This window comes from Pseudomonas sp. 3JA (assembly GCF_036961705.1).
GTDB classification, from domain to species: Bacteria; Pseudomonadota; Gammaproteobacteria; order Pseudomonadales; family Pseudomonadaceae; genus Aquipseudomonas; species Aquipseudomonas fluorescens_Q.
This window is the reverse complement of sequence record NZ_JBAMDJ010000015.1, coordinates 73,106-97,607: the sequence shown is the minus strand read 5'-3', so window position 1 is coordinate 97,607 and position 24,502 is coordinate 73,106. Positions and strand designations below refer to the sequence as shown.

At 63.9% G+C, this 24,502-nt stretch carries 31 protein-coding genes; 13 read left to right on the top strand and 18 right to left on the bottom strand.

Annotated elements, in window-relative coordinates; genetic code table 11:
- Positions 1-18 precede the first annotated feature (18 nt).
- From V7773_RS14150 to V7773_RS14105, 10 genes are all read left to right on the top strand, one after another.
- Positions 19-912: an FHA domain-containing protein gene (locus V7773_RS14150; protein ID WP_336073932.1), complete on the top strand. Its 894-nt coding sequence runs from the start codon at positions 19-21 to the stop codon at positions 910-912.
- A complete protein-coding gene (locus tag V7773_RS14145) occupies positions 912-2,270 on the top strand; it encodes a FliI/YscN family ATPase (RefSeq protein WP_336073931.1) in 1,359 nt (452 codons plus the stop codon). Before V7773_RS14150 ends, V7773_RS14145 begins: the two co-directional genes overlap by 1 nt.
- A complete protein-coding gene (locus tag V7773_RS14140) occupies positions 2,257-2,676 on the top strand; it encodes a YscO family type III secretion system apparatus protein (protein WP_092221366.1) in 420 nt (139 codons plus the stop codon). Before V7773_RS14145 ends, V7773_RS14140 begins: the two co-directional genes overlap by 14 nt.
- The gene (locus tag V7773_RS14135; RefSeq protein WP_336073929.1) at positions 2,669-3,238 is read left to right on the top strand and encodes a type III secretion protein; all 570 of its coding nucleotides are present in this window, start codon (positions 2,669-2,671) and stop codon (positions 3,236-3,238) included. Before V7773_RS14140 ends, V7773_RS14135 begins: the two co-directional genes overlap by 8 nt.
- Positions 3,235-4,380: a type III secretion system cytoplasmic ring protein SctQ gene (gene sctQ / locus V7773_RS14130; RefSeq protein ID WP_336073928.1), complete on the top strand. Its 1,146-nt coding sequence runs from the start codon at positions 3,235-3,237 to the stop codon at positions 4,378-4,380. The genes V7773_RS14135 and sctQ overlap by 4 nt, the downstream gene beginning before the upstream one ends.
- On the top strand, positions 4,377-5,030 hold the full coding sequence (gene sctR / locus V7773_RS14125; RefSeq protein WP_063323918.1) for a type III secretion system export apparatus subunit SctR: 654 nt from the start codon (positions 4,377-4,379) through the stop codon (positions 5,028-5,030). Before sctQ ends, sctR begins: the two co-directional genes overlap by 4 nt.
- Positions 5,031-5,039: 9 nt before the next feature.
- Entirely contained in the window at positions 5,040-5,294 is a 255-nt protein-coding gene (gene sctS / locus V7773_RS14120; RefSeq protein WP_003206603.1) for a type III secretion system export apparatus subunit SctS, read from the top strand.
- Complete coding sequence (gene sctT / locus V7773_RS14115) at positions 5,294-6,091, top strand: type III secretion system export apparatus subunit SctT (RefSeq protein ID WP_063323919.1); 798 nt, start codon at positions 5,294-5,296, stop codon at positions 6,089-6,091. Before sctS ends, sctT begins: the two co-directional genes overlap by 1 nt.
- A 15-nt stretch (positions 6,092-6,106) precedes the next feature.
- Positions 6,107-7,207, top strand: a complete 1,101-nt coding sequence (gene sctU / locus V7773_RS14110) for a type III secretion system export apparatus subunit SctU (RefSeq protein ID WP_063323920.1) — start codon at positions 6,107-6,109, stop codon at positions 7,205-7,207.
- 116 nt (positions 7,208-7,323) lie between these two features.
- Positions 7,324-7,842: a type III effector gene (locus V7773_RS14105; RefSeq protein ID WP_170846014.1), complete on the top strand. Its 519-nt coding sequence runs from the start codon at positions 7,324-7,326 to the stop codon at positions 7,840-7,842.
- Positions 7,843-7,966: 124 nt separating this feature from the next.
- Here V7773_RS14105 and V7773_RS14100 read toward each other — a convergent pair whose 3' ends face one another.
- From V7773_RS14100 to V7773_RS14030, 15 genes are all read right to left on the bottom strand, one after another.
- Positions 7,967-8,416 (bottom strand): type III secretion system chaperone, encoded by a 450-nt coding sequence (locus tag V7773_RS14100; RefSeq protein WP_336073927.1) that lies wholly within the window; start codon positions 8,414-8,416, stop codon positions 7,967-7,969.
- A 206-nt stretch (positions 8,417-8,622) separates the two neighbouring features.
- Positions 8,623-8,895 carry a hypothetical protein gene (locus tag V7773_RS14095; RefSeq protein WP_336073926.1) on the bottom strand — a complete coding sequence of 91 codons (273 nt, stop codon included), beginning with the start codon at positions 8,893-8,895 and terminating at the stop codon, positions 8,623-8,625.
- 261 nt (positions 8,896-9,156) lie between these two features.
- On the bottom strand, positions 9,157-9,534 hold the full coding sequence (locus tag V7773_RS14090) for a hypothetical protein (protein ID WP_063323922.1): 378 nt from the start codon (positions 9,532-9,534) through the stop codon (positions 9,157-9,159).
- A gap of 6 nt (positions 9,535-9,540) precedes the next feature.
- Positions 9,541-9,750, bottom strand: coding sequence for an HrpT family type III secretion system protein (hrpT, locus tag V7773_RS14085; protein ID WP_063323923.1), 210 nt, complete (start codon positions 9,748-9,750; stop codon positions 9,541-9,543).
- Positions 9,747-11,897 (bottom strand): type III secretion system outer membrane ring subunit SctC, encoded by a 2,151-nt coding sequence (gene sctC / locus V7773_RS14080; RefSeq protein WP_336073923.1) that lies wholly within the window; start codon positions 11,895-11,897, stop codon positions 9,747-9,749. The genes hrpT and sctC overlap by 4 nt, the downstream gene beginning before the upstream one ends.
- The gene (locus tag V7773_RS14075; RefSeq protein WP_336073922.1) at positions 11,890-12,327 is read right to left on the bottom strand and encodes a type III secretion system chaperone; all 438 of its coding nucleotides are present in this window, start codon (positions 12,325-12,327) and stop codon (positions 11,890-11,892) included. Before V7773_RS14075 ends, sctC begins: the two co-directional genes overlap by 8 nt.
- A complete protein-coding gene (locus V7773_RS14070; protein WP_014340714.1) occupies positions 12,314-12,538 on the bottom strand; it encodes a type III secretion protein in 225 nt (74 codons plus the stop codon). The genes V7773_RS14075 and V7773_RS14070 overlap by 14 nt, the downstream gene beginning before the upstream one ends.
- A 281-nt stretch (positions 12,539-12,819) precedes the next feature.
- Positions 12,820-13,413 (bottom strand): type III secretion system stator protein SctL, encoded by a 594-nt coding sequence (gene sctL / locus V7773_RS14065; protein WP_092463741.1) that lies wholly within the window; start codon positions 13,411-13,413, stop codon positions 12,820-12,822.
- Complete coding sequence (locus V7773_RS14060) at positions 13,391-13,981, bottom strand: hypothetical protein (RefSeq protein ID WP_336073921.1); 591 nt, start codon at positions 13,979-13,981, stop codon at positions 13,391-13,393. Before V7773_RS14060 ends, sctL begins: the two co-directional genes overlap by 23 nt.
- A complete protein-coding gene (gene sctJ, locus V7773_RS14055; RefSeq protein ID WP_336073920.1) occupies positions 13,978-14,865 on the bottom strand; it encodes a type III secretion system inner membrane ring lipoprotein SctJ in 888 nt (295 codons plus the stop codon). Before sctJ ends, V7773_RS14060 begins: the two co-directional genes overlap by 4 nt.
- Before the next feature lie 14 nt (positions 14,866-14,879).
- A complete protein-coding gene (gene sctI / locus V7773_RS14050) occupies positions 14,880-15,254 on the bottom strand; it encodes a type III secretion system inner rod subunit SctI (protein ID WP_072349214.1) in 375 nt (124 codons plus the stop codon).
- Between the two features lie 52 nt (positions 15,255-15,306).
- Entirely contained in the window at positions 15,307-16,218 is a 912-nt protein-coding gene (locus tag V7773_RS14045; RefSeq protein WP_336073919.1) for a type III secretion protein, read from the bottom strand.
- A gap of 59 nt (positions 16,219-16,277) precedes the next feature.
- Positions 16,278-16,487, bottom strand: a complete 210-nt coding sequence (locus tag V7773_RS14040; protein WP_003177441.1) for a type III secretion apparatus protein RspA — start codon at positions 16,485-16,487, stop codon at positions 16,278-16,280.
- Between the two features lie 93 nt (positions 16,488-16,580).
- Positions 16,581-17,504: a sigma 54-interacting transcriptional regulator gene (locus V7773_RS14035; RefSeq protein ID WP_336073918.1), complete on the bottom strand. Its 924-nt coding sequence runs from the start codon at positions 17,502-17,504 to the stop codon at positions 16,581-16,583.
- 403 nt (positions 17,505-17,907) lie between these two features.
- On the bottom strand, positions 17,908-18,483 hold the full coding sequence (locus tag V7773_RS14030; protein WP_336073917.1) for a DUF6436 domain-containing protein: 576 nt from the start codon (positions 18,481-18,483) through the stop codon (positions 17,908-17,910).
- A 108-nt stretch (positions 18,484-18,591) separates the two neighbouring features.
- Here V7773_RS14030 and V7773_RS14025 point away from each other — a divergent pair, with 108 nt between their 5' ends.
- Positions 18,592-19,539 (top strand): alpha/beta hydrolase, encoded by a 948-nt coding sequence (locus V7773_RS14025; protein ID WP_336073915.1) that lies wholly within the window; start codon positions 18,592-18,594, stop codon positions 19,537-19,539.
- A 1-nt stretch (position 19,540) separates the two neighbouring features.
- Here V7773_RS14025 and V7773_RS14020 read toward each other — a convergent pair whose 3' ends face one another.
- Positions 19,541-20,284 carry a DUF2059 domain-containing protein gene (locus V7773_RS14020; RefSeq protein ID WP_063323934.1) on the bottom strand — a complete coding sequence of 248 codons (744 nt, stop codon included), beginning with the start codon at positions 20,282-20,284 and terminating at the stop codon, positions 19,541-19,543.
- Between the two features lie 141 nt (positions 20,285-20,425).
- Here V7773_RS14020 and V7773_RS14015 point away from each other — a divergent pair, with 141 nt between their 5' ends.
- Together V7773_RS14015 and V7773_RS14010 are read left to right on the top strand one after the other, a co-directional pair.
- The gene (locus V7773_RS14015; protein ID WP_072349205.1) at positions 20,426-21,058 is read left to right on the top strand and encodes a 2OG-Fe(II) oxygenase; all 633 of its coding nucleotides are present in this window, start codon (positions 20,426-20,428) and stop codon (positions 21,056-21,058) included.
- Between the two features lie 2 nt (positions 21,059-21,060).
- Positions 21,061-21,552, top strand: coding sequence for a DUF523 domain-containing protein (locus V7773_RS14010; protein ID WP_336073914.1), 492 nt, complete (start codon positions 21,061-21,063; stop codon positions 21,550-21,552).
- A 171-nt stretch (positions 21,553-21,723) separates the two neighbouring features.
- Here V7773_RS14010 and V7773_RS14005 read toward each other — a convergent pair whose 3' ends face one another.
- Complete coding sequence (locus V7773_RS14005) at positions 21,724-23,097, bottom strand: GTPase/DUF3482 domain-containing protein (protein WP_336073913.1); 1,374 nt, start codon at positions 23,095-23,097, stop codon at positions 21,724-21,726.
- Positions 23,090-24,460: a DUF2868 domain-containing protein gene (locus tag V7773_RS14000; RefSeq protein WP_336073912.1), complete on the bottom strand. Its 1,371-nt coding sequence runs from the start codon at positions 24,458-24,460 to the stop codon at positions 23,090-23,092. Before V7773_RS14000 ends, V7773_RS14005 begins: the two co-directional genes overlap by 8 nt.
- Between the last annotated feature and the right edge of the window lie 42 nt (positions 24,461-24,502).

Here is a 24,502-nt window from a genome sequence, read left to right as displayed (position 1 = left end):
CCCCTTGAGGAATTGACCATGTTCGAACTGCGAGTCTTGAGTGGTCTGCACCGAGGTGCGGCGTTGCCGCTGGTTGGCGAGCAATGGGTGGTCGGGGCGGCGGAGGAGGCCGACCTGGCGCTATACGATCCGGGCATCTGTGGGCGTCACGTGGGCCTGCGGCAGGTGCAGGGCCAGTGGCTACTGGAACGGCTGGAGGGCACGGTTTGCGATGGACAGGGCCAGCCCTGGGCCGCGACCGAGCCCTTGCAGAGCAATGCTCCGTTTGCCGTGGCAGGCGTCTGGCTGTGCCTGGCCCCGGCCGATCAGCCCTGGCCCGAAGAGGCGGCGCTGGACGACGCTGCGCATCTTGCGCTGGACCGGGAAACCCCGAAGCCCGCCGTGCGGCCGTCGTGGCCCAAGCGCCTGGCCATTGCCGCGGCGGTGATCACCGTTGCCTCCAGCGCCTGGGCCTTTACCAGCCAGCCGGCGCAGACCGTGGCGCGCAGCCCGGCCCAGCAGCTCAAGCAGACCAAGGTGGCCTTGGACAATGTCGAGGCGGTCCGCCTGGAGCTAGATCGCATGTTGCAGGAGCGCGATTTGGGCGCCGGTGTGCGGGTCGAGAGCCAGGACGACCGGCTGGTCCTGGTGGGTGAGTTGCCGCGCCAGCGCCTGGCGATGGTCGAACGACTGATCGAGCGCTTCCAGGAGCGCTATGAAACGCCGATCGGGATCACGGCCAACGTCAAGGAACGGCTGACGAAACTGCCGTTTCAGATCGCCCAGATCGTGGGCGGCAAGCACGGTCACGTGGTCACCGCCGATGGCCGTCGGTTGTTCCTGGGCGACCAGATCGATGGCCTGCGCTTGACTGCCATCGACAGCGGCAAAGTCACCTTCGAGGGCGACCAACGCTACGAGGTCACCTGGTGATGACGCAGGCGGCCATCGCGCGACTGGAGGCCTGGGAGGCCGGGCAATTGGCGCACTTGCGTCGCTTCGCGCCGGTCATGGTGCGCGGACGGGTGCAGCGGGTCAGCGGCATCTTGCTGCAGTGCCGGCTGCCGGGGGCGCAGATCGGCGACCTCTGCCGGGTCGAGCGCGACGCCCGCGAGCCGCTGCTCGCCGAAATTGTCGGCTTCGACCAGCACGATGCCTTGCTCAGCGCCTTGGGCGGGCTGGAGGGCGTCCGGGTCGGTGCGGCGGTGGAGCCGCTGGGCATGCCGCATCGGGTGTGCGTGGGGCCGCAGTTGCTGGGCCAGGTGCTGGATGGATTCGGCCGGCCGCTGGTGGATGGCGGCGCGGGAGCCTTCGCCGGTGCGCATGTGCCGAATGCGTCGCAGGTGATTGGCGAGGCCCCGGCGCCCACCGCGCGACCGCGCATCCAACGGCCCTTGATGACCGGCGTACGGGCCATCGACGGCCCGCTGACGCTCGGCGAAGGCCAGCGTGTGGGACTGTTCGCCGGCGCCGGTTGTGGCAAGACCACACTGTTGGCGGAGATTGCCCGGAACGTTGATTGCGATGTCATCGTGTTCGGCCTGATCGGCGAGCGTGGGCGCGAACTGCGTGAATTCCTCGACCATGAGCTGGATGATGAACTGCGTGCCCGTGCGGTGCTGGTGTGCGCCACCTCCGATCGCTCCAGCATGGAACGCGCCCGCGCAGCGTTCACCGCGACGGCATTGGCCGAGGGTTTTCGTGCCCGGGGCCAACGCGTGCTGCTGCTCATCGACTCGCTGACCCGCTTCGCCCGGGCCCAGCGTGAGATCGGCCTGGCCGCCGGCGAGCCGTTGGGGCGTGGCGGCCTGCCGCCGTCGGTCTACAGCCTGCTGCCGCGGCTGGTTGAACGGGCCGGGCTGACCCACGAGGGCGCTATCACCGCGTTTTATACGGTGCTCATCGAGCAGGATTCCATGAACGATCCGGTGGCGGATGAAGTGCGTTCGCTGCTCGACGGTCACATCGTGCTGTCTCGCAAGCTCGCGGAGCGTGGCCACTACCCGGCAATCGATGTGCTGGCCAGCCTGTCGCGAATCTTGGCCAATGTGGCCGAGGCGGAGCACCTGCGGGCGGGCATCAATCTGCGTCGGTTGTTGTCGGCCTATGAGCAAATCGAACTGATGTTGCGCCTGGGCGAATACCAGGCCGGTGCCGACCCCTTGACCGACCTGGCGGTGGAGTCGCGTGGCGCCCTGGACGCCTTCCTGCGCCAGGACCTGCGTGAGCCGGAGCAGTTTGCTTCCACGCTCGCCCACCTGCAGCAGTTGACCGCCTATGTCCCGGGTTGATCTGGACGCCCTGGCGCCGATACGCCGCCACCGCGAAGCGCAAGCCGAACGGGCGTGGCGCCAGCAGCGTGAGCGTTTGCGTGAACGCGAAGCCGCGGTTGCCGCCGCGCGCGCGCAAATGCAGGCGACCCGTGAGCAACAGGCGGTGCAGCGCGAGGCGTTGTACGGCGAGCACCGTGGCCGGGCGTTGAGCGTGTGCGAGCTAAATGCCTGGAATACCCAGGAACGTCGCTTGATTGGCGAACTGGCCGAGCAAGCGCGGGCCGTGCAGGCACTGGACGATGAGCAGGCGCAGCAGGCCCGGCACACGGCCGCTGCCCAGCAGCGGCTACAAGGGCGCCGGCGAGATCTGGAAAAGCTCAGCGCAATGATGGAGTACCTGGTGGAGCCCCCCAGCGATGAATGAGCACAGCGTGCGCGGTGGGCCGACACCGCACGGCAATCCCCCGGCGGCCCCCGTTCGGCATCCGCCTCGAGCGTACGAGCAACCGCCTGCCCAGGTGAGTCGGGCAAGCCGTCCGGTGGAGCGTGAGTCCGCCCCTGCCACCGGACGCGACCCGGACCTGACGGCAGGCAGCAGTGACGGTTACTGGTTTCGTCAGTGGGTCGATGCGCCACGGGGCGGTGCGCAGGATGACAGCGCCGGCACCGGTTCGCTGTCGGGCCTGGTGAACCTTTCGAACGGCGAAGAGGAGGCGTTTGTCGACCAGCTCACGCCACGCTTGCGCGCCACCCTCGACCAGCAATTGGACCTGCTACTGCATCTGCCCAATCTGGGCCGCATCAAGGTATCCGCCCGGCGGCCAGGCGGGGCGTGCGGGTGGGACATCGGCCTGAGCAGCGAAAGTGCAGACGTACAGACGCGGCTGTCGAGTCGATCCGGTCGTCTCGAAGAGGCGCTGACCCAAAGCCTGGGCCAGCCGGTCAGCGTGCGCGTAGCGCAGGAAGAAGAGGTTGGCGCGACATGACAGTCCATGCATTGGTGCTGCCGACGGTGGGCAGCGAGGACGCCACCGCCCGGCGGCTATTGGGAATTGGCGTCCGGTTGCCCTTCGAGGTGGCGGGCGAGACGGGCCTGCTGGAACTGACTCCGGGCGGCGTTGCGGCTGGGAGCACGCCGTGTGTGCTGGCGTGTGCCCATGGTGTCTTTACCTTGGACGAGGCCGGCGCGGTGCTTAGCCTGTTCGGTGAATGCCCGGTGGTCCTGCCTGCCGAACCCGGGCCGGATGACACGTGGTTCTGGTCGCTGTTCCAGCAAACCCTGAGCGAGCCCCTGCGCCAGGCCTTCGGTTTTATCAAACCAGCGGCCGGACCCGCGGTGCAGGGCATTGCCTGCCGGCTCGACGTGAGGGTGGGCACGGCCCGCGTCACGAGCCATCTGGAAATGACCGGTGCGACCTTGCTGGGGCTGCTTCGCAGCGATCCCTGGCAACGGCGAGCCGCGCCAAGGATCGAGGGCTTTGCGCTGCGTGTCCCGTTGGAACTGGGACACCTGGCGCTGGCCGCCGGGCAGGTGGCGACGTTGCGCCCCGGTGATGTGTTGGTGCCGCAAACCCCTTTGTTCGATTCATCCGGCCAAGGGCTGATTCGCCTGGGCCGGCATTGTTTGCAGGTGCGGGTACACAGCCGTGCCGCGCCGTTGCGCCTGACCTTGCTCGCTCTGGAGGAGACCGTTATGAGCACCACCACCACCACCACCACCACCGCCGACACCGACACCGACACCGACACCGACACCGACATCCTGACGCCGGACTGGGACGATAGCACCGGCTATGAACCTGACGACCAAACTGGCGAGGCGACTGAGCACCCGCTGTCGGCCTATGCCGCTGAAACCGAGGAGGCGCCGATGACGGAGCCGGTCGCTGCCGATCTCCCCGAGCGTTTCGACGACCTGCCGCTGGCGCTGACGATACGCTGCGGTCATTTGCACCTGACCTTGGGCGAGCTGCGCAATCTGGCGCCCGGCGCGGTGCTGCAAGTGCAAGGTGTGGCACCGGGGACGGCGGCGCTGTTTTATGGCGAACGAGCTCTGGCCCAGGGCGAGCTGGTCGAGGTCGATGGCCGATTGGGTCTGCAAATCGCTCGCGTGGATGTGGCTGGATGAGCTTCCAGGGGGTCGACCCCTTTCTGCTGGCGCTGTTCATTGGTGGGATTTCGTTGGTCCCCCTGCTGCTGATTATCTGCAGCGCCTTTCTCAAGATAGCCATCGTGTTGACGATCACCCGTAACGCCATCGGTGTGCAGCAGGTGCCACCCAATATGGCCCTGTATGCCATTGCCCTGGCCGCGACGCTGTTCATCATGGCGCCGGTGGGCCACAACATCGCCGAACAACTGAAGGAACAGCCGCTGGATTTCAGCAGCACCGAGGCGTTGCAAGGTTCTGCGCTGAACGCGGTAAAACCGTTGCAGGCTTTCATGTCGCGCAACACCAACCCGGACATCCTCGCCCACCTGCTGGAAAACACCCAGCGGATGTGGCCCAAGGAGCGCGCCGAGCAGGCCAGCCGCGACGACCTGATGCTGCTCATTCCGGCCTTCATGCTGTCGGAGCTCGAGGCCGGTTTCCAGATGGGATTCCTGATCTATATCCCGTTCATTGTCATCGACCTGATCGTGTCCAACCTGCTGCTGGCACTCGGCATGCAGATGGTCGCGCCCATGACCATTTCGTTGCCGCTCAAGCTGCTGATTTTTGTCCTCGTGCAGGGCTGGACGCAATTGCTCGACAGCCTCTTCTATTCCTATCTTTGAGGACGTGCGATGGACGCGCTGACGTTGTTTAAGGAAGGCATGCTGCTGGTGGTCCTGCTCTCCGCACCGCCCTTGATCGTTGCGGTGATCGTCGGTGTACTGACGTCCCTGGTGCAGGCCTTGATGCAGATCCAGGACCAGACCTTGCCCTTCGGCATCAAGCTGGTGGCGGTCGGGCTGACCTTGCTGGTGACGGGCCGCTGGATCGGTGTGGAGTTGCTGGGACTGCTGCGTCGGGCATTCGAAATGATGGCCAATACCTGATGACGGCCCAGGCTTTCGTCCCGTATTTCGACTTGCTGCTGTCGATCGCGCTCGGCATGGCGCGGATTTACCCGGTCGCTTACCTGGTCCCGGTGTTTTGCTTCCAGCACCTGCGAGGCTTGCCGCGCCATGCCGTTGTGTTTGCCCTGGGCATGTTGCCGGCGCCCGGTATTCGCCAGGCGCTGATCGATGCCCAGGTCAATTGGTTGTCGCTGGCCGGGTTGATGTTCAAGGAGCTGGTGCTGGGTTTCTTGCTCGGGGTGCTGCTGGCGATGCCGTTCTGGTTGTATGAATCGGTGGGCGCCTTGCTGGACAACCAGCGCGGTGCGCTCATCGGTGGCCAGTTGAACCCGGCGCTCGGCACCGACACCACGCCCCTGGGCCTCTTGTTCAAGGAGATGACGATCTTGCTGCTGGTCACCACCCTGGGCATTGGCACGTTGACCCAGGTGATCTGGGACAGCTACCTGGTGTGGTCGCCCACCGTTTGGTTTCCATTGCCTGGCGCGGATGGCTTCGGCGTGTTTCTCGGGCTGCTCGCCGAAATGTTCATGCACATGATGCTCTACGCGGCGCCCTTTATCGGCTTGCTGTTGCTGGTGGAGTTCAGCCTGGCGCTGCTCAGCCTGTATAGCCCGCAATTGCAGGTGTTCGTCCTCGCCATGCCGGCCAAGAGCCTGATTGGCCTGGGCTTCCTGCTGTTCTACCTGCCCACGCTGTGGGACGCGATGACTGGCCGTCTTGGTCGCTATGGCGAAATCCGGCATCTGCTTCACCTGTTGTTGCAGGCGCCCTGAAGGAGGGCTTCGCCCATGAGCGAAGACAGTGGCGAAAAGACCAAGCGGGCGACGCCGAAGAAGATTCGCGACGCGCGCAACAAAGGCCAGGTCGGCCAAAGCCAGGACTTGAGCAGCCTGCTGGTGCTTGCGGCGATCACCGAAGTGGCATTGACCCAGGCCGACGACAGCATGCAGGCCTTGGGAGACATGGTGGCATTCCCGCTGCATCGGCTGGATGTCGACTTCGTGCGTGCCTTCGAGGAAACCTTGGCCCACGCCGGTGGCGTGCTGCTCAACTTCACCTTGATGACCGTAGGGTTGGCGATCGTCACGCGCCTGGTGGCCGGTTGGATACAGTTCGGTTTCCTGTTCGCCCCCGAGGCCCTTCAGCCGGACCCGAACCGCTTGAACCCGATGAACCAGGCCAAACAGATGTTCTCCGGCCAGGCGCTGATCAACCTGTTCATGGGGCTGGTCAAGGCCGTGTTTATCGGCACCGTGATTTATCTGGTGACCCTGCCGGCACTCGGGTCGTTGATCAGCCTGGTCAACGGCGACCTGCACAGCTATTGGCGCGGGCTGGCCAGCCTGTTTCGGCACATCATGCACATTTGCCTGGGTGTATTGCTGGTGCTGGCGATCCTCGACTTCGGCCTGCAGAAATATTTCTTCGCCAAGCGCCTGCGCATGAGCGAGGAGGAAGTGCGCAAGGAGTTCAAGGAAATGGAAGGCGACCCCCACGTAAAAATGCATCGCCGCAGCCTGGCCCGGCAATTGGTCGACCAGCCCGTCAACAAAGAGACCAAGCCGGTGGAAGACGCCGACATGCTGGTGGTCAACCCCACCCACTTTGCCGTCGCGCTGTTGTATCGTCCCGAGGAAACGCCGCTGCCGCAGTTGATCGTCAAAGGCGTCGATGCCGAGGCCCGGGCGCTGATCGAGCGGGCCAAGGCGGCCCGGGTTCCGGTCATCCAGTGCATCTGGCTGGCGCGCACGATCTACCGTGAAGACGTCGGTGGCTACATCCCCCGGGAAACGCTCCAGGCGGTCGCCCACATTTATCGGGTGTTGCGCGAACTGGATGACGAGGCCAAGGGCGAGGTCATCGAGATTCCGGAATTGAACCAGCGTTGAGGTCGATGGAACCGATGCATACGCGGTTGCCACTCAGGGAGTGAGCCAGGCTCGTCCGCAAGATGCGGCCTGCCGACAGTGCCCACCACACAGACATCGACTCGTGGAGGATTCCCATGCCCGAACCCAGTTCCCTGACGAGCCCCTTAAGGGGCACAGGTGCCCTGCACGGCACCGACAGCTTATCGCCATCGCGCTCCCCTTCGCTGAGCCAGCGACCCCGTGAGGCGCAGCAGCGCGAAGGCACCCAAAGCCTGCATGGCCGGGGACGTTCCTCCTCGACGCCACCAGCAATGCATCAGCGTGGCCGCCCCCGAGCGCGGGACGCCAATCACGCGGCGCCGTCGAATGACACGCAACCGCTGAATGACACGCAAACGTCCAGTCCCGCTTCGGAATCTCGCACGCCGGACTCTTTCATGCGCGAGATGGAAACCCGTCAAAAGCAGTTGATGGAAAAGCAGTTCGAGATGCAGATGGGGATGGAAGAGCGCCAGAGCACCATGATGCTCATTAAAAGCTCCGCCGACATGGCCAAGTTGATGAGCGATACGGTGACGGAGGTCACCAAGGGCTTCATGGACAGTGCAAGGAAAGTCATGCAGGAGGGTGGCGAGGCGATGAAGCTTCGATAAAGCGATGAGCCCACATAAAGCGGCGCAGGAGCTGTCGAGTGCAACGAGGCTGCGATCTTTTCAATGACACTTGAATCTCAAGCGAAAGATCAAGAGATCGCAGGCTTCGCCAGCTTCTACAGGGTTAGCCCAGTCGGGTGCGGTTGGTGTTGAGCGAGGCCGGACGAGGGCTGCCCGGCGGTGCAGGCACCGCCAAGCGCGCTCGAATGTCGCCGACCTGGGCGACGAAACCGACGATCCAATGGCAGAACCGCGCCTCGTCGAGCATCGCCAGCGGACAATGGGCACATAAGCGAACGCTGCCCTTATCGTCCAGGGCCAGCCAGCTGCCGCCGAGCAGATCCAATCGAAAATTGAGTTCCAGCAGCCGCTTGTGCAAGCCGGGCGCGTGGGCAGGTACATCGATGGAGCTATGGAGGATGGCGACATCGCCGTGCTCGGGCAACTCGATGACCACGGCTTCGCGGTTGCTCGCGTCATACAGCGCGCACACGCCACCTTCCAACTGCAAGTGCGCATGCAAATGTTCCGCGAGGGCCGAGATCAAGCGCTGGGCAAGCGGTGCGACGGTCATGGAAAACCTCTCTCATAAAGTCTCTGGATGAATCACTGTGGCGAGGGAGCTTGCTCCCGCTGGGCTGCGCAGCGGCCCCAAAACCATTCAACGCGGTGCACCGGGAGATACCGTTTGCGGTAGTTTTTACGACTGCTGCGCAGCCGAGCGGGAGCAAGCTCCCTCGCCACGGGTTCAGTGTTGCTCCTGGGTGAACAGCATTGCCCTCAATACGTGGCCGAGTAATCATCGAGGTCTTCCAGGCCCAGCAGCGACAGCTGACGGGACTGGATTTCATCAAGCAGCTCAGTGGATAGCGGCGCGTCGGGCAGCGCCTGCCAGACCACGAGTGCCCGCTGCGGATCGAGAAATACGAACAGCTGCGCGTAGTCGGCCGGCTGGGCGAAACGCCGTTCGAGGGCATGCTGGATCTGGTTTGCACGCAGCGCCTGGCTTTGTATTTGTAAGGCGAGCGCCACCTTCCAACTGCAAGTGCGCATGCAAATGTTCCGCGAGGGCCGAGATCAAGCGCTGGGCAAGCGGTGCGACGGTCATGGAAAACCTCTCTCATAAAGTCTCTGGATGAATCACTGTGGCGAGGGAGCTTGCTCCCGCTGGGCTGCGCAGCGGCCCCAAAACCATTCAACGCGGTGCACCGGGAGATACCGTTTGCGGTAGTTTTTACGACTGCTGCGCAGCCGAGCGGGAGCAAGCTCCCTCGCCACGGGTTCAGTGTTGCTCCTGGGTGAACAGCATTGCCCTCAATACGTGGCCGAGTAATCATCGAGGTCTTCCAGGCCTAGCAGCGACAGCTGACGGGACTGGATTTCATCAAGCAGCTCAGTGGATAGCGGCGCGTCGGGCAGCGCCTGCCAGACCACGAGTGCCCGCTGCGGATCGAGAAATACGAACAGCTGGGCGTAGTCGGCCGGCTGGGCGAAACGCCGTTCGAGGGCATGCTGGATCTGGTTTGCACGCAGCGCCTGGCTTTGTATTTGTAAGGCGAGCCCCACGCTGTGTGGCTCGCGTCGCAGACAGAACTCGATGCCTGGAGCTATTTCCCAATACGTCGCGATGCCGGCGATGATGTTCTTCTGGAAGGCCTGGCGAGTGCTTACGCTGTGTACCGAAAAAGACATAGCGTTTCAGTTCTCCAATGGGACGACCGTATGGTCCAGTGGGTGTTCGGGGGAGCCAAGGCCGCCGCGCATGCCGGGTGACCACCAGATCACCAGCCGACCGTTGTCCGGTTCGGCGCGGCTGCAGGCATCGCCCTGGCAGCCTGAGCGGTACGCGCAGCCGGCGAATACCGGCAGGCTCAGTAATAAAACGAGCAGCAGTGGCGTGCGACTCATGGCAGGGTCCTCGCGCTGGTTTGCAGAAGAGAAGGGCGCTCGCCGCCTGGCGTGCGTGTGGGTTGTTTCATGACCACGAACACTTCCGTTTCCTCTCCGGGCTCAAGCCACACCTTCGGCCAGGCGGAGGTGGCCAGGGCCCAGCGGCTGCCGCAGCTCGCTTCGTCGAAGCGCAACCTTTGCTGGCCATCGTTGCGTACCACGCCCACGGCAATGCCGTAATCGGGGCCGGCGAACCATTGGGCCCGGGCAGCGTCCAGCGATAGCCCGGGTTGCAACGCGCACAATGTGTCGGGCGAATAAGGAATCGACGCCGCTTGCTTGAACGTGGCCGGAATGTTGCCGTCGGCGAGTTGGGCGAGCACATCGCTGACCTCGATACGACCGACGGGGCGGGTGCCGTTACGACGCTCTTCCAGGCGGGCCATGGCGCTGTCGACCTGTTCGCGGTCAAGGGCGGAGATGTAGCGGGCCGGGTCGACCTGGTCACCGATCAGGCGAGGCGTCAGGATGAACACCCGTTCGCGGCGACTGGTCTCGCGCGTGGTCGAGGAAAACAGCAGCGGCCCGATCAGCGGGATGCGACCCAGCCATGGCACCCGTTCGAGGTTGTCGCCGGTCTCTTCGGTATGAAAACCGCCTACCACCAATGACCGGCTTTCCCCCATGACAGCCTGGGTGCTGACCACGCCCCGGCGCACGCTGGGCGTCTGCTGGCCGACTTCCGAGGGCTCGATGCGGCCGTCCTCGATGTCCAGGGACATCTGGATCTGATTGCGGCCCCCGGTCTCGATGGCATGGGGCACGACCTGCAAGCTGGTGCCTGCCGTGATGGGCTCGACGGTGGCGACGCGCTCGCCGATGGCCGAGATGTACTCGGTCCGGCTGAAGTCGATGACCGCCGGCTGGTTCTCCAAGGTCAGTACCGAAGGGTTTGCCACCACCGAGGCCAGGCCACGGCCCTCCAGGGCCCGCAGTTGCGCGGAAAAATCGCCGTAGTCCTGAATGAACACCGTCGAGCTGGCACCAGGGCGAATCATCGAGGCGCCGCCGATCAGGTCGCCGCTCTCGACGTTCCAGTTCGAGGCCAGCTCAGCCAGTTGCGTGCGGTCGATGTCGAGGATGATCGCATCGATTTCCACCAGCTTGCGCGGCACGTCCACATCGCGAATCAGCGGCGTGTAGATTTCCCGTCGCTTGGGTGCGTCGTAGATGAGCACCGCGTTGTTGCGCACGTCGGCTTCGACGCGGATCTTGCCCCGACCGCCTGCACCGCTGTTCGCGCCGGACGGTACACGGCTGGTGTTCGGCCGACCCATGCCGTTCATCGCCAACTGTTCGATATTGCCCATGGTCATGGACTGCTGGGTCTGCATGTTCTGGAACGATGCTTGGGGCGAGGCCGTCTGCATGCCCCCCGACACGGCGCTGCGACTTTCCAGCAAACCTTTCAGGATGCTGGCGACGCCGGGGATGACCAGCGTTTCGCCGCGGTACTTGACGTTGCGGTCGGCGGCGGTGGCATAGCGCAGCGGAAAACTGATCACTTCCTGCTTTTCCTCGGGGGTCTTGCGCGCTTCGGCAAACTGCGCCACCAAGCGCACATAGCGTTCCGGGCCGGAGACCAGGACCACGCCTTCGTCGGGTAACTCACCCCAGCCGAAGCGCGGATCCAGCAGGCCGATGTCGGTCAAGGCCTGTTTCATGTCCGGCACGGCATCGGCGGACACTTCCAGGCGCGTGGAGTCCTGGTTCTGCAAGGGGCTGACGTACAGCGTGTTGCCATACATGAACCACTGGAAGCGATTTTCCAGGCCGAGCCTGTCGAGGAACGCCTGGGGACTTTCGGCGCGCATCCGCCCGTCGACGGTGCCTTTCACCGTGCCGTCGATTACCAGTTGCACGGCGAAGGTATTGGCAAAGTCGCCGAGTACCTTGGCCAGCGGTGTGCTCTGGGCGTCGTAGGCGTAAGGCGTGTTCTTCCAGTCAGTCGGTATGGCCGCCTCTGCCGGCGTGCCAGCGCCAAGCGCACCGGCCAATGCCAGTGCGATCAGCGAAGGTTTCGCCCAGCGGCGTGCGATCGACTGGCGAAGGTGTACCTTGCCTGCGGTCATCAAGCGGTACGGTGCAAGCCACCTGTTAGGCATGGCGGATTCCTGTTCCGAGCAAGTGAGAGTGCGAGAGGCGTCGCGCCACAGGCGCGGCAACGGCACGTTGGTCTTTATTGAGAATGGATTGCCAGGTGTCACGCTGGTTGAGCAGCGCTTCGAGCACCTCGATCAAGTCGTCGATGTGCCCGTCCAGCGGCACCTGCGCCAGCAGCCACAACCGACCGTCTTGCGGCGAACGAGCCAGCGCGCCGGGAAATCGCGAGAGGCTTGGGTGCGCCAGCCGAAGCAGGTCTTCCAGAGCCACCTCATGGGTCACCGGGACGGTCAGTTCGACCGATGCCAGCAGGCCTTCGTCGAGCTTGCTGAACGTTGCTTCGCCATCGTCGATGACAACGGTGAACCGCTCCGGGCCATCGACGTTGGCGTTCCAGCGGGTGAGCTGTGTGCGCAGCTCATGGCATTGCATCGATGATCGCCTTGGCGAGGTTGTGATGGGCTGTGGTCTGTTGAGTCGCTGCGTTTACCGCGACGGACATGCCGTTCATGCTGGTCAGGAATGAGTGCATGTCGTCGAGCGACTGACTTTCTGCTGCGTTCATCGCAGCGTTGTTGACGTTGTCGGTCGCGCGTTGGAAGTAGGTGTCGAGGCGGCGCTGGACGGCATCGGTGGAAGACATGGGCGGTTCCTCTGGGCTTGGGCATATTCACGAGGTGAGTGGTGCCTATGCCGTTGGCGGTTCCGCGTGAATGAGGAAAAAAATGGGCGTCGGGATGTGGGGCGCGTTTCTCCTGTGGGAGCGAGCTTGCCCGCGATAGCGGTGGGTCAGTTGGTAGCGATGTTGGCTGTGCCGCCGTCATCGCGAGCAAGCTCGCTCACAGTTTTTTCCCGGGGGGTGTTCACAGGCATCGCCGTCACCCCAAATCCCCTGTGTGCGAGCTTGCTCGCGAAAGCGACGGGTCAGCTTGCGGTGATGGGTTGTGGTTCGGGCAGGCGTAGGGTTTCGACGGCGGTGGGCCAGTCGAGCAGGTATGTACCGCCCGGCGTTTCCAGCTTCAGTTGATGTCGTTCCATGTCGACATCGGCCACCGGCGTCCAGGGGCGTCGGCCGTCGATGCCCAGGCTCTGGGTCAGGCTTGCCAGGTCTTCAGGATGACAGCGAAGGGTGGCGCTGACCGGGTCGTCCTGACGCGACGCCAGTTGGCGGACGAGTGCATCGATGCGTGCCTGCTCCGGGACTTCGTTCAACAGCGTCCCCAGGGCCTCGTTGACCACGTGTGCAGCACTCGTCTCGATTCGCTCCCACATGGCTTGACGCTGGGCTTCCCAGGCGGCGAGCACGGTTTCGGCCTTTTCCCAGAATTGTGCTTGAGCCTCGAGCACGGTCGCGTCCGCCTCTGCGCTGGCGCGTCCAAGCAATTGCGCGGCCTGCGCCTGGGCCTGCTCGAGGATGACCTGTGCGCGGGCACAATCGACCAGGGTTTCGCGAGCGATGTAGGGCTGCGACAGGCCTTGGCCATCGGGGCGCAGTTCAAGCGAACGCCGAGCGAGCATCGTGTCTCTCCGTTTGGATGGGGGCCGAGGCTGCCAGGCTTTGCTCAGCTTTCCAGCAGGCGGACTGCCAAAGCGTATTCAGCTTGGCGGCTGGCGGTTGAGGGGCGGGTGCCGATTCGATGGCGATGATTCTGTCGCGTGGGAACGCCAGGCGCGCCCGTTCCCAGGCCTGTTCGCCCAGCCAGGCACGCAGCAGGGCGAGCGGATCCTGGTCTTGTTCGAGCCAGTGTCCCGGGCGCAGGGCCTTGGCGGTGCGCTCGCACCAGGCCCGGTCCTGCGCCGAAAGTGCCTGTGTTGCCGTTAACGGTGCGCAGGTGCTCGCCACCAATTCGCAGGCAAGGACCAAGGTCCGGGGCGTGCCGCAGAACAGCGATTGCAGCGCCGGGCTGGGTTGGGGGGGCGTGCACGGCGTCATACCGAAGCTGCGGGCAAGCGCGGCATGCTGCGCTCGGGCGAGGGCGTCGATCTGTGGCGCGGTCAGCAGGCAAAGCGCTGACGAATACCAGCCCCGGTCTGCTTCGCGCCAGGCGAGGGTCCACCAGCGAACCCATGCAATCTCCGCCGTCATGCGGCGGTCTCGTTATGGTCGGGTTTGGTCCCTGGGTTTTTCACGGCGAACAGCCCAGGTGGCATGCTGCTTTGGGGGGCGGCGGGCGTCCCGGCTGGTTTGGTGAGCGTGCGATCGAGAAATCGTGGCAGTACCAACACGCCGTTGCGCCACAGCCGATAGAGGCCATACAAGACGCCCATCAGGATGGCGAGCAAGGTGATACTTGCCGTCACGGTCACCGCCCGCCAATAGCCGATGTCGTCGGCCTGCATGAGGAAGGGGCCGAAATACGCCATCTTGCGCCGTTCCTGATACGGCGCGGCGGGAACGAATACCACCGATAGCTTGGCCTGATTCTGGGCGGCGTCGGCCATGCCGGGAATCCCGCTGGCGACCAGGTTGCGCACGCGCGGGGTGATGCTGTCGGGGTCCAGCGCACGGGTATGCTTGATAAACACCGAGGCCGATGCGGGTTGGACCGGCTCACCCGGGGCCACCCGTTCCGGCAGGACCACATGGACCCGGGCGAGCACCACGCCATCTATTTGTGACAGCGTCGATTCGAGCTCCTGGGACAGCGCATAGATGTAGCGGGCACGCTCCTCCATCGGCGTGGAAATGACCCCTTCCTTGCGGAAGATCTCCCCCAGGCTGGAACGTGAGCGACGCGGCAGGCCGGCGGCTTCGAGTACCTGGACGGCGCTGTTCATGTCGGCAGGCTCGACCAGCACGGTCAACCCGTCTTTGTCGACTTGCTTGCTCGCCTCCACGTTCTTGTTCGCCAACTCGGCGATCACTTCGTTGGCATCCTGCTCGGAAAGATGGCTGTGCAGCGCCGTCCGTTCGTCGCAACCGGTGAGCAGCAGGCACAGCAACAGTGTCGAGAACGCGCGCTTGGACATGACCGGCCTTCCCTTTACTGAAGATTGGTGAGCTTCTCGATGGCCTGGGAGCCTTTGCTGACCACTTTCGCGGTCATCAGGCTTTCCAGGTGGAAGGACGACAGTGAGCGGTTCGACTGCAACATGTCCTGCGGGTCGGCAGTGCGGATGGCCTTGAGCATGTCCCGGTTGGCGCGGTCGTCCAGGCGCTGCAGTTCACCGGAGCGGCTCGACAGCGAGTCAATGATGCGTGCCGCGACATTGTTTTCGCTGTTCGGGGCGGGGGCTTTTTCGCGCATTTGTGCAGTGAACCAACTGACATCGCTGGTCTCGGCGCTCGCTGGTGGCCTGGCGCTCGTTTTGGCGGACGTGGAGGCGAGGTTGCTGGGGTCGATGGCGTGTATGTCCACGGAATGTCTCCTGTTTCAACGGTCGGTTTGAAAACTCAAAGGTCGGGTGCCTTCAGGCGCACATCAGCCTCAAGACGTTGCGAGCGCTACCGGTGACGCTCAGGTGAAACTCGATTTCTTCCCGGTTGCGCCGGGCACGCTGACGCGGCGGGGCTTGCTGGCCGGCCAGGCGGGCGAGGGCGAAGTCCAGCTCTTCCAGGGCAAGCTGGAACAACCGGGTTTCGCGAGCATCCAGCGCGGTGCCGCGGGCAATGCGTTCGGTCCATGTCCACCGTTCTGCGTCGAGGGTCGCTGGCGGGGGGTAGCGCGTCGGATGCTGGTCCATGAATGCGGCGATCTCGAACAACAGGTCCTGGTCGTCTGGTTCATACCGCGCCTGGCCATCACCTTCGTCGATATCCAGCAGCGTCAGCAGTTTCCTGCGGCCCAGGACCGCGACGATCTTGAGCAGCAGCGACAGGCTCGCGTCATGACGACTGCGCCGCGTGGCGTGATCGCCCTCGATCTCCCAGGCGCCGAACAGCGCGCCGCAGAAGGGGTTGTTGGCATTGCCGAAATCGCTTTGGCTGTCGACATCGTTGTCACCGATGGGCTGCCGGCGATAGGCGAACATCTGGGCCAGATCGTTGAACAGGTCTTCATTGGAATAGGCGTCATCGATATCGACATCGAGATTGGAGCCGGTGCCGCTGTTGATTTCTTCCAGGATGTCTTCCAGTACCAGGCGCAAAGGGTCTTGGGTCTCTGCGGCGAATCCGTCCTGGGGGTTCGGCCAACCAGGTCGAGACTGTCCGCCCGCCGAACCCTTTTCGTTGCCCCACTGGACGAGCGACTCTCGCAACCGGTCGCCGGCTCCGTGCAGCGCCAGGTGCAGGCTTGGCGGAGTCGGCGCAGGACGCAGCGTGGGTTCGTCATGGGACAGGTCCCTGAGAGCTCGAAGGCTGTCTGGCAAGTCGATGTGCATAGGGCCTCCTCGCATCGCGCTTGAGGTTACCCCGCCGGAGCGGGGCTGAAGCGAGAGGGTCAGAATCGTATGTTTTTCGAGGCCTCCCCCATGGCGGTGATGGCTTTGGTTGCGGTGTCCATCGACCCTGCCGCGATTGCGTTCATGGTGTCAGCGACCAGTTTCTTCTGGTCGAATTCGGATTTCATGGTTGTCATCGCAGCCGAGGTCGCGTCCATCTGCTGCATGGCAGCCGTGGAAGCCGCGAGAGAAAGTCCACCAAAACTCATAGTCGTATCTCCGGGTTGTGGAATGGCGAGACGATCGTGAGCGTCTCGCTGGTTAAGTGGCGACCGTTGCGTAAACGGTTCCACCGATCCCACTCAGCTCGTCGATATTTGCAGGCACTTCATCCGGTAATACAGCGTGCGCCGGGCGATACCCAGTTCGGCGATGACCTTGTCGATGCAATGATGGTGGCGGCGCATGCAGTCCTCGATGAGGATTTTTTCGAACTGCTGCAGGTGTTCTTTCAACTTGAGTGTCGAGCTGTTGTGTTCCAGTTGCTCGGCGCGGGGCAGTGCCGGCAAGCCGAGTACGTACCGCTTGGCGGCGGACTGCAGCTCGCGGATGTTGCCAGGCCAGGCGTAGCCGAGCAGTTGGCGCAACAGCGCTGGCGACGGCGCGACGTAGGGCCGGTCAAGTGCCTGGGCTTCCCGGCGCACCAGCGACTGGAACAGCGGCACGATGCGCTCCTTGCGGCTGCGCAGTGGCGGCAGCTTGAGGCTGATGATGTTCAGGCGAAAATAAAGGTCCCTGCGAAACTCGCCACGTTCGACCATTTCTCCCAGCGGGCACTGGGCGGAGGCGATCACTCGCATGTTCACCGGGATGTTCTGGGTCGAGCCCAGGCGCTGGACCGTCCTGGATTCCAGGACTCGCAGCAGCTTGGCTTGCAGGCCCAACGGCATGCTGTCGATTTCGTCCAGGTACAGCGTGCCGTTATGTGCGGCTTCGACGAACCCCGCGCGATTTTGGCTGGCCCCGGTAAATGCGCCGGTGTTGGCCCCGAAGAGCTGGCTCTCGGCGAGGGTTTCGGGAATGGCGGCGCAGTTGATGGCCACGAACTTGCCGGAGCAGCCGGACATGCGATGGATCTTTTCTGCCAGCGTGTCTTTACCGGTACCCGTCTCGCCGCGCAGCAACACATCGATCATGAGCGGAGCGACGCATTGGACGAATGCCTCAAGGTTGAGGGCATCTTCTTTATAGGGATTGGAAAGTGCAGCGCATAGCAGCTTTTGCATCACTGACGATTCCATTTCTTGTTTGGTTAGAAGGGTCGACAAGTTGAACGATGAAAAGGCGTGTGAAACTTCCTCGCGTTAGCGCCGCCGCGCGACTGCACAGGTAATAAACATTTTGCTGGTCACGAGGTTTAGAGAAGAGATTAAAAAAAAGTTCATGCCGGCACGGCCGCTGTTAATCGATTCAGCTAAACGGTCAACCGGGCTGAAATGCCCTGAACAACCCGTCTGGCATGGGGCACAGGCCGAAAATGAGCGGTAATGGCGTCGTTTCGAAAAATTGGATCCGACAAACGGTTCAGCCCAGGCCCTTACTTTGAGCAAGAGCTCTAGAGGCAAGCACTAGTCTCAACTTGTCACCGCCCAAGAGAGGGGTGGGGCAATACGTGTTGTAGTTAATTCGTCAGTTTGAAACCGACCATGGGCAATAACAGCCCACCGCCAACGTGTGTGTCGCACTAACTTCCCGGCCGACACTCAACGCCTCGAGAATCGGCTCGATGAAGCTGTTGTTCGAGTTGCAGGTCAGGCCTTCGCTGTAGGGGCCGAAGTACGCCAGTTTGCCGCTGCGATCCCAGATCGCTACGGCCGGGCTTGCAGGAATCTGGCTTGAACCGGGGAGCGCCGGGAGGGTTTTCAAGTGGCTCAACGTGGCCGGCAGCTGACCTTGGCTGCCGGCTTTTTGTACTGCATAAAACTCGACGCCTTGCAGTACATATTTATCGACCAACTCGGCAAGGTGTTGCTGGTTGCCGACGTTGCACGGGCACGCCGGGTCCCAGAAATGCACCAGGCGTATTGCGCCGGGGCCGGCCAGATCGGCAGGCAGGCGCAGCGGGTCGCCGGAAAACACCGCGGTGTGTTGGCTGAAAGCGCGCAGGAAACGGCCTTGGAACCAGTCGTAGGCCATCCACAATACGACGGCGCATCCGAGGGCGAGCAGGCTGGCGAGCAAGGCTGTGCGGTGGGACGGGCGCATGGAGTCGATCCTCTGAAGCCGCGTAGCTTGCCATGCCTGCCGCGACAGATGAATATCGCAGGCCTACAAAGTCTGTTTCGCGCGATGCGCCTATGCCTGGAAATCTTGATGCCTGCCACTTTCGCCCCCGACCTCCTGCGTGCCAGCCTGAAGCCGCTGGCCCAGTGGCAAGCCCTGTCCGAGCAAGCCCAGGCCTACCAGCGGTTCTATGGCCTGGACTTTCCCCAACGCAGCGTGCGCAAGGGATTGGGGCGTTTCGAGGTGGGTGGGTATGAGCTGGTCAGCCAGGTCTGGTGGCCGGAAAAAGCCGTGGCGACCTTGTTTGTGTTCCACGGTTATTACGATCACATGGGGCTGTATCGCCACTTGATCGAGTGGGCTCTGGAGCAGAAGTTCGCGGTGATCGCTTGTGATCTGCCGGGCCACGGCCTGTCCAGTGGCGAGCGCGCCTGCATCGAGGATTTTGCCGAGTACCAGGCCACCCTGCAGGGCCTGTTGGCCGAGGCCGGGACACTCGACCTGCCGCAACCCTGGCACCTGTGCGGGCAAAGCACCGGCGGGGCCATTGTCGTCGATCACGTGCTCAACCAGGGCGCACAGAGCCCGGCCCAGGGCCAGGTCATCCTGCTGTCACCCCTGGTGCGGCCGCGAGCCTGGGGCTGGTCGCGCCTGAGTTATTACCTGCTCAAACCCTTCGTAAGGGAGATTGCCCGACGTTTCAGCGAGAACTCCACCGACCCGGACTTCCTGCCGTTCCTGCAAGCCGACCCGCTGCAACCACTACGCCTGCCCACCGCCTGGGTGGGCGCGTTGGGGCAATGGATCAAGCGTATCGAAGCCGCCCCGAGCAGCCCGCGCCAGCCATTTATCGTGCAGGGACAGGCGGACATGACGGTGGATTGGGTGCACAACCTGCAAGTGCTACGCAGCAAGTTCGATCGGCCGCAGGTGTTGATGTTGCCCGAGGGACGCCATCACTTGGCGAATGAGGCGCTGGCTTTGCGGCAGGAGATGTTTGGATTTTTGACGAAGCGGATGAGCCGGGTTCGGCGCTGAACTACTGCCCGAGATTCTGCCCCACCGCCAACCCCGCCCGAATCGCCGCCAGGGCCGCTTGATAATAAGCCTGGCCCTCGGTCGATTCGGCGAAGGTGGCGAACTCTTCCAGCTCGGTATCCGTCAGGTCTCGGTAGACGTACAGCAGCGTGTTGTTCAGGTCCGCGCCGATCTGTTCCATTAACCGCTGGCGCTGGCTGTCGAGCATGCCCTGGGCCTGGCCGCCGCCCAGCAGCCCCGGGATCATCGAACTCAGGCTGTCGGCCGCCACGCCGGCGATCGCCAGGCTGACTTCGGCGCCGGCCTCGCGGGCGGGCAGGGCCTGGGCCAGGTGGCCGATGATCAACAAGCGGTTGTCGCTGGCTGGCATCTTCGGCAGGCCCTTGGCGTTTTTCGCCAATTGATCACGCCGGGTCGCCAGCAACTCGGCCGCCACGACCTTGCGGCCCAGGGGCGACTGGAAAAAGCTCAGGGCCGGGCTGGGGTCACGCAAATTCTTGCGCATTTGCGCCTCGGCCCGCTGGTCCATGGCCTGGGGGGCGAAACGTTGATTGCTGTTGTTCACCAGGGCCTGGAACACCGCCGGCGGCAGGCTGCTCTGATAGCGCTGCTGGGCGGCGCTCAAGGCGTCATTGAAATGCGCCCGCTGTTCCGGCCAACCGGCGACCTTGTACAACTGGTCGTAGCTGTCTGCCCAGGCGGGCAAAACGCAGAACATCAACAGTGAGAAAAGCAAACGGCGCATAGGGACTCCTGTCAGCAGCCGACTATTCTCCGTGGGGTGTGGGGTCTTGTCGAGAATTCGTATCAAGTTCGTACGACGGTGCTATCTGGCGGCAAAAAACCTGCCGAGCGTCGCTGTCGGTTTTGCAGGCACAGGCATACTATGCGCGCCATGCAAATACCTTCTGATCACCCGCTGCTGTTACGTATCGTCGACGACTTGGCCGAGCGCGGCTGGTCGCAGCAGGACCTCTTCCTGCCGGAGGCGCTGACCCGCGCCCTGGCGGCCGAATGCCGCCAGCGTGCCGCCGAGGGCGAACTGGCCCCGGCAGCGGTCGGGCGCGGGCCGTTCTCGGAGATCCGCGAAGGGATCCGGGGTGATCACATTCAGTGGATCGAACCCGGCCAGGCGCAAGCCTGCGACCATTACCTGGCGCTGATGGACAGCCTGCGCGAGGCGATGAATCGCGGGTTGTTCCTGGGCCTGGAAGACTTCGAAAGCCACTTCGCCCTCTATCCGCCTGGCGCGTTCTACCTCAAGCACGTCGACCGCTTCCGCGATGACGACCGACGGACAGTGTCGGCGGTGCTTTACCTCAATGACGACTGGTTGCCGGAACACGGCGGCCAGTTGCGCATGTACCTGGACGAAAGCCTGGAACAGGACGTGGTGCCCATCGGCGGTTGCCTGGTGGTGTTCCTGTCGGGGGATATTCCCCATGAAGTACTGCCGGCCACGCGTGATCGCCTGTCCTTGACCGGTTGGTTCCGCCGTCGCGGCAACGAGTTGTTCTGAAGATGGAAAAGATCCTGGTCAGTCGCTGCCTGCTCGGGCATCGCGTGCGCTACGACGGCCGCGCCAGTGGGCCGTTCGATCAATTGCAGCAATGGCTCGACGAAGGCCGGATCGTGGCGCTGTGCCCGGAAGTCGCTGGAGGCTTGCCCACGCCTCGGGCGGCGGCGGAGATTCCCGGCGGGCAGGGCGGGCAAGTGCTCGACGGCCAGGCACTGGTCATCACCACCGACGGCGAAAATGTGAGTGCGCAGTTTTTGTCCGGTGCGCATCAAGCGCTGGCGTTGGTGCGCGAACACGGCATCCGGATCGCCGTGCTCAAGGCTAACAGCCCATCGTGCGGCAACCTGTTGACCTACGACGGAACGTTCAGCGGTGTGAAGGTCAGCGGCGAAGGCGTGACGGCGGCGCTGCTCAAGCGCCATGGCGTGCAAGTGTTCAGCGAGCTGGAATTGCCTGAAGCGGCGGCGGCCCTCAAGGCCTTGAACAACGATTGATGGATTGCTTTTGTGGCGAGGGAGCTTGCTCCCGCTGGGCTGCGCAGCAGCCCCAAAATGTGATTGATCTGATACACCGAGGTGTCAGGTTTTAGGGCTGCTTCGCAACCCAGCGGGAGCAAGCTCCCTCGCCACAGGGTTTTGTGTACTTGGCGCAAGGTTTTGTGTCGTTCAGAGCTGCTCAGCCAACTGCTCAATCAGTTCCTGGCGTTCTGCCTGGCTCAATCGCGGTTGAGTATTGAGCGACGACCACTGCGGATGCGCCCGCGCCTTGTTCAAGGCGTCGGGCAGCTTGCCCTCGCGCCAGGTCTTGTCCTGGGGTGTGGCGATGCGGATGCTGTCCATTGCCGCATGGCCGCGCTGGTCGAGGGCTTGCAGCAGTTGGCGTTGGCGCAGGGCCAACAGGCGCAGCACGCTGTCGTCCACGGTCAATTCCCGTTGCCCCTTGAGCTTGCCCATCAGCCGGTTGCCATAGCTGCGGGCGGTTTGCAGGGTGCCGCCGACAATGGCCCCGGCCAGGGCAGCGGCGCCAAGGGTCAGGCCGCCCACCAGCAAATCCACGCCAGCCCCGGCCGCTGCGCCCGCCGCGATCCCGCCACCGACGCGTACGCCCAGTTGCTTGAGGGTCTCGGGGTTGAACAGGTCATCGCCCCAGCGTCCGTCGAGCAGCGGCAGATCGCTGGCGGCGGCGTCCTGGGGACGAAAAGCGTAAAGCTTGAGCAGGGACTCGACGCAGCGCTGCTCGCGCTGACGCACCGCTTTGCGCAGTTCACTGATGGCCTCGCGTTCCAGTTCGGCGTCGCTGGCGACGCTGCGTCGGCAGGCGGCGCAGTCGATCAGCAGTTCGGCGATCAAGCGCGCCGCGCTCTGCTGGCGGGCCAGGCGTTGGACCTGTTGATCGGCGACCAGGCGCTCCAGTTGCCCACGGGCGCTTTCCAGCAACAGCGCGAGGCTTTCATACAGGCGTCGCTCGCCGTCCTCGGGCGGAGCCACGCTGTCAAAACGCACCAGGGCGTGCAGCCCCAAGCGCGCCAGCGCTTCGCGCCAGTCGGGCTCGCGATGGTGGGCGCTGCTGACGAAATTCAACACCGGCAGCAGCGGCTTGCCACAACTGGCGAGGACTTCCAATTCATCGCGGTACTTGGCCAGCACCGGCTCCCGGGCGTCGATCACATAAAGCCCGGCGTCGCTGGCGAGCAGTTGTCGCAGCACTTTGGCTTCTTGTTCGAAGCGTTGCCGCGCCTCGCTGCCCTCGAGAAAGCGGGCCAGGCGCGCCGGGCCGTCGAGGCGTTCGCCAGGACGCTCCAGGCGCTCGAGGTAATCGAGCAGGGCGATGGCGTCTTCCAGGCCCGGCGTGTCGTACAGTTCCAGCAGCGCTTCGCCGTCCACCGACAGGCGCGCACCTTCGACATGGCGGGTGGTGCTCGGGCGATGGGACACTTCGCCGAAGCCGACGTCGCGGGTCAAGGTGCGCAGCAGCGAGGTCTTGCCCACGTTGGTGTGGCCGACCACGGCCAGCTTCAGCGGCTTCATGGGCTCAGTCATGGCCGGTCTCCAGCCAGTTCAAGGGCATGCAGTCGGCGAAGGGCAACTGCAACTGTTGCAGTGCGGTGTGCCAGTCGCCCAGGCGCTCGGCGTCCAGCGCTTCGCCAGGCGGCGCCTGCAACAGCCAGACGCGGGTGGCGCCGGCACTGCGGGCTAGCTCGGCGATCAGCGCCAGGCTGCCGCGGTCCGGCGAACGGCGTGGGTCGCAGGCAATTGCCAGGCGCGCCGGCGCAAAGCGCGACAATTGTTCGAGAAGTTTGTGGCGCGACTCGCGGCTGTCGAGAATGCCGGCGCTTTTCACGGTTTCGGGCAGCTTGGGCGGCCAGGGCCGATCGTCCAACTCGATTGCCACCAGCAGCGCGCCGTCGCTGTTTATTGCACTGACAGCATTTTCGATGGGATGCAATTGCGCGGGGGCGGCGTCGTTGACGCCCAGTCGCTCGCTGCTGGGCATCAGCCGTTCACGCAATTGGGCGTAGCCCGGCAGGTTCAGGTCCAGGCGCAGCGTGGCGCGACCGCGCCGCCAGCGCCACAGGCACAACAGTGCCAGGCACAAGCGCGGCAGCAGGCCATAGACCAGCAGCACACCGACCAGCCAGGCAGCCCAGGCCTGGCGCGCGCTCTCGATGTTCAGGGCGGCATCGCCACCACTGGCGCGGATCATTTCCACCGTCGGCACGCTGAAACCCAGCAGGGCGGGCAGCGCACCGAGGGCCTGGGTCATGGCGACGAAGGTCCCGCCGCCGAGGATAGTGGTTTCCCAGACGAAGCCGTAGCGCCGGGTCGCCATCAACATCAGTACGATGACCAGCGCGCTGAGCATCGCCAGCAGCCACAGGCCATTGACCAACACGCCGAGGGCCCAGCGATTGAGTTTGTGCCGTTGCAGCAACAGCAGCAGGGCCGGCGCCAGTTGGGCGGCCTTGGCATCGCGGGCGAGTTTTTCGCTGAGCCACAACCACAGGCGTCCCAGCGTGGCACCTTGCTCGCCAGCGAATACCAGGCCCAGGGCCCAGCTGATGAGCAGGATCAGGTTCAGCCCCAACAGGCTGCCCAAGGCCCAGAACACATTGACCGGTGCCTGCCCGTCGCCGAGTGCGGCAAACCCCAGGCCGGCGCCGCTGATGATGGCGATCAGCGCCAATGCGATCAGCGCCAGGCGCGCCCCTTGCAACCAATGGCGCAGGGCCTCGGTGAGGCCATCGCGCTCGGCCAGCCAGCGGGCGCGGTGGTGGATGCGAGTGGCTAAGTCGCCGCCGGCCGCACGGGCCAGGCGATTGGCTTCCTGGTCCTCGAGCGGGCCGGCGTGTTCTTCACGCAGGCGTATCGTCTCGGTCAACCAGAGGTTCTGCAGTACTGTCACGAGGGTTTCCGTTGCTCGAATGAGGGTTGAGCATAACCGCTG

Bases quoted from the DNA above. Each gene is read 5' to 3' on its own strand.
- V7773_RS14145 (WP_336073931.1), top strand. From the start codon at position 912: ATGACGCAGGCGGCCATCGCGCGACTGGAGGCCTGGGAGGCCGGGCAA.
- V7773_RS14140 (WP_092221366.1), top strand. From the start codon at position 2,257: ATGTCCCGGGTTGATCTGGACGCCCTGGCGCCGATACGCCGCCACCGC.
- V7773_RS14030 (WP_336073917.1), bottom strand. From the start codon at position 18,483: ATGCGCCCGTCCCACCGCACAGCCTTGCTCGCCAGCCTGCTCGCCCTC.
- sctL (WP_092463741.1), bottom strand. From the start codon at position 13,413: ATGCTCGCTCGGCGTTCGCTTGAACTGCGCCCCGATGGCCAAGGCCTG.
- V7773_RS14025 (WP_336073915.1), top strand. From the start codon at position 18,592: ATGCCTGCCACTTTCGCCCCCGACCTCCTGCGTGCCAGCCTGAAGCCG.
- V7773_RS14090 (WP_063323922.1), bottom strand. From the start codon at position 9,534: ATGTCTTTTTCGGTACACAGCGTAAGCACTCGCCAGGCCTTCCAGAAG.
- V7773_RS14040 (WP_003177441.1), bottom strand. From the start codon at position 16,487: ATGAGTTTTGGTGGACTTTCTCTCGCGGCTTCCACGGCTGCCATGCAG.
- V7773_RS14005 (WP_336073913.1), bottom strand. From the start codon at position 23,097: ATGACTGAGCCCATGAAGCCGCTGAAGCTGGCCGTGGTCGGCCACACC.
- V7773_RS14100 (WP_336073927.1), bottom strand. From the start codon at position 8,416: ATGACCGTCGCACCGCTTGCCCAGCGCTTGATCTCGGCCCTCGCGGAA.
- sctR (WP_063323918.1), top strand. From the start codon at position 4,377: ATGAGCTTCCAGGGGGTCGACCCCTTTCTGCTGGCGCTGTTCATTGGT.
- sctU (WP_063323920.1), top strand. From the start codon at position 6,107: ATGAGCGAAGACAGTGGCGAAAAGACCAAGCGGGCGACGCCGAAGAAG.
- V7773_RS14045 (WP_336073919.1), bottom strand. From the start codon at position 16,218: ATGCACATCGACTTGCCAGACAGCCTTCGAGCTCTCAGGGACCTGTCC.
- V7773_RS14035 (WP_336073918.1), bottom strand. From the start codon at position 17,504: ATGCAAAAGCTGCTATGCGCTGCACTTTCCAATCCCTATAAAGAAGAT.
- V7773_RS14010 (WP_336073914.1), top strand. From the start codon at position 21,061: ATGGAAAAGATCCTGGTCAGTCGCTGCCTGCTCGGGCATCGCGTGCGC.
- sctC (WP_336073923.1), bottom strand. From the start codon at position 11,897: ATGCCTAACAGGTGGCTTGCACCGTACCGCTTGATGACCGCAGGCAAG.
- V7773_RS14060 (WP_336073921.1), bottom strand. From the start codon at position 13,981: ATGACGGCGGAGATTGCATGGGTTCGCTGGTGGACCCTCGCCTGGCGC.
- hrpT (WP_063323923.1), bottom strand. From the start codon at position 9,750: ATGAGTCGCACGCCACTGCTGCTCGTTTTATTACTGAGCCTGCCGGTA.
- V7773_RS14020 (WP_063323934.1), bottom strand. From the start codon at position 20,284: ATGCGCCGTTTGCTTTTCTCACTGTTGATGTTCTGCGTTTTGCCCGCC.
- V7773_RS14105 (WP_170846014.1), top strand. From the start codon at position 7,324: ATGCCCGAACCCAGTTCCCTGACGAGCCCCTTAAGGGGCACAGGTGCC.
- sctQ (WP_336073928.1), top strand. From the start codon at position 3,235: ATGACAGTCCATGCATTGGTGCTGCCGACGGTGGGCAGCGAGGACGCC.
- sctT (WP_063323919.1), top strand. From the start codon at position 5,294: ATGACGGCCCAGGCTTTCGTCCCGTATTTCGACTTGCTGCTGTCGATC.
- V7773_RS14135 (WP_336073929.1), top strand. From the start codon at position 2,669: ATGAATGAGCACAGCGTGCGCGGTGGGCCGACACCGCACGGCAATCCC.
- V7773_RS14095 (WP_336073926.1), bottom strand. From the start codon at position 8,895: ATGCGCACTTGCAGTTGGAAGGTGGCGCTCGCCTTACAAATACAAAGC.
- sctJ (WP_336073920.1), bottom strand. From the start codon at position 14,865: ATGTCCAAGCGCGCGTTCTCGACACTGTTGCTGTGCCTGCTGCTCACC.
- V7773_RS14015 (WP_072349205.1), top strand. From the start codon at position 20,426: ATGCGCGCCATGCAAATACCTTCTGATCACCCGCTGCTGTTACGTATC.
- sctS (WP_003206603.1), top strand. From the start codon at position 5,040: ATGGACGCGCTGACGTTGTTTAAGGAAGGCATGCTGCTGGTGGTCCTG.
- V7773_RS14070 (WP_014340714.1), bottom strand. From the start codon at position 12,538: ATGTCTTCCACCGATGCCGTCCAGCGCCGCCTCGACACCTACTTCCAA.
- V7773_RS14075 (WP_336073922.1), bottom strand. From the start codon at position 12,327: ATGCAATGCCATGAGCTGCGCACACAGCTCACCCGCTGGAACGCCAAC.
- V7773_RS14150 (WP_336073932.1), top strand. From the start codon at position 19: ATGTTCGAACTGCGAGTCTTGAGTGGTCTGCACCGAGGTGCGGCGTTG.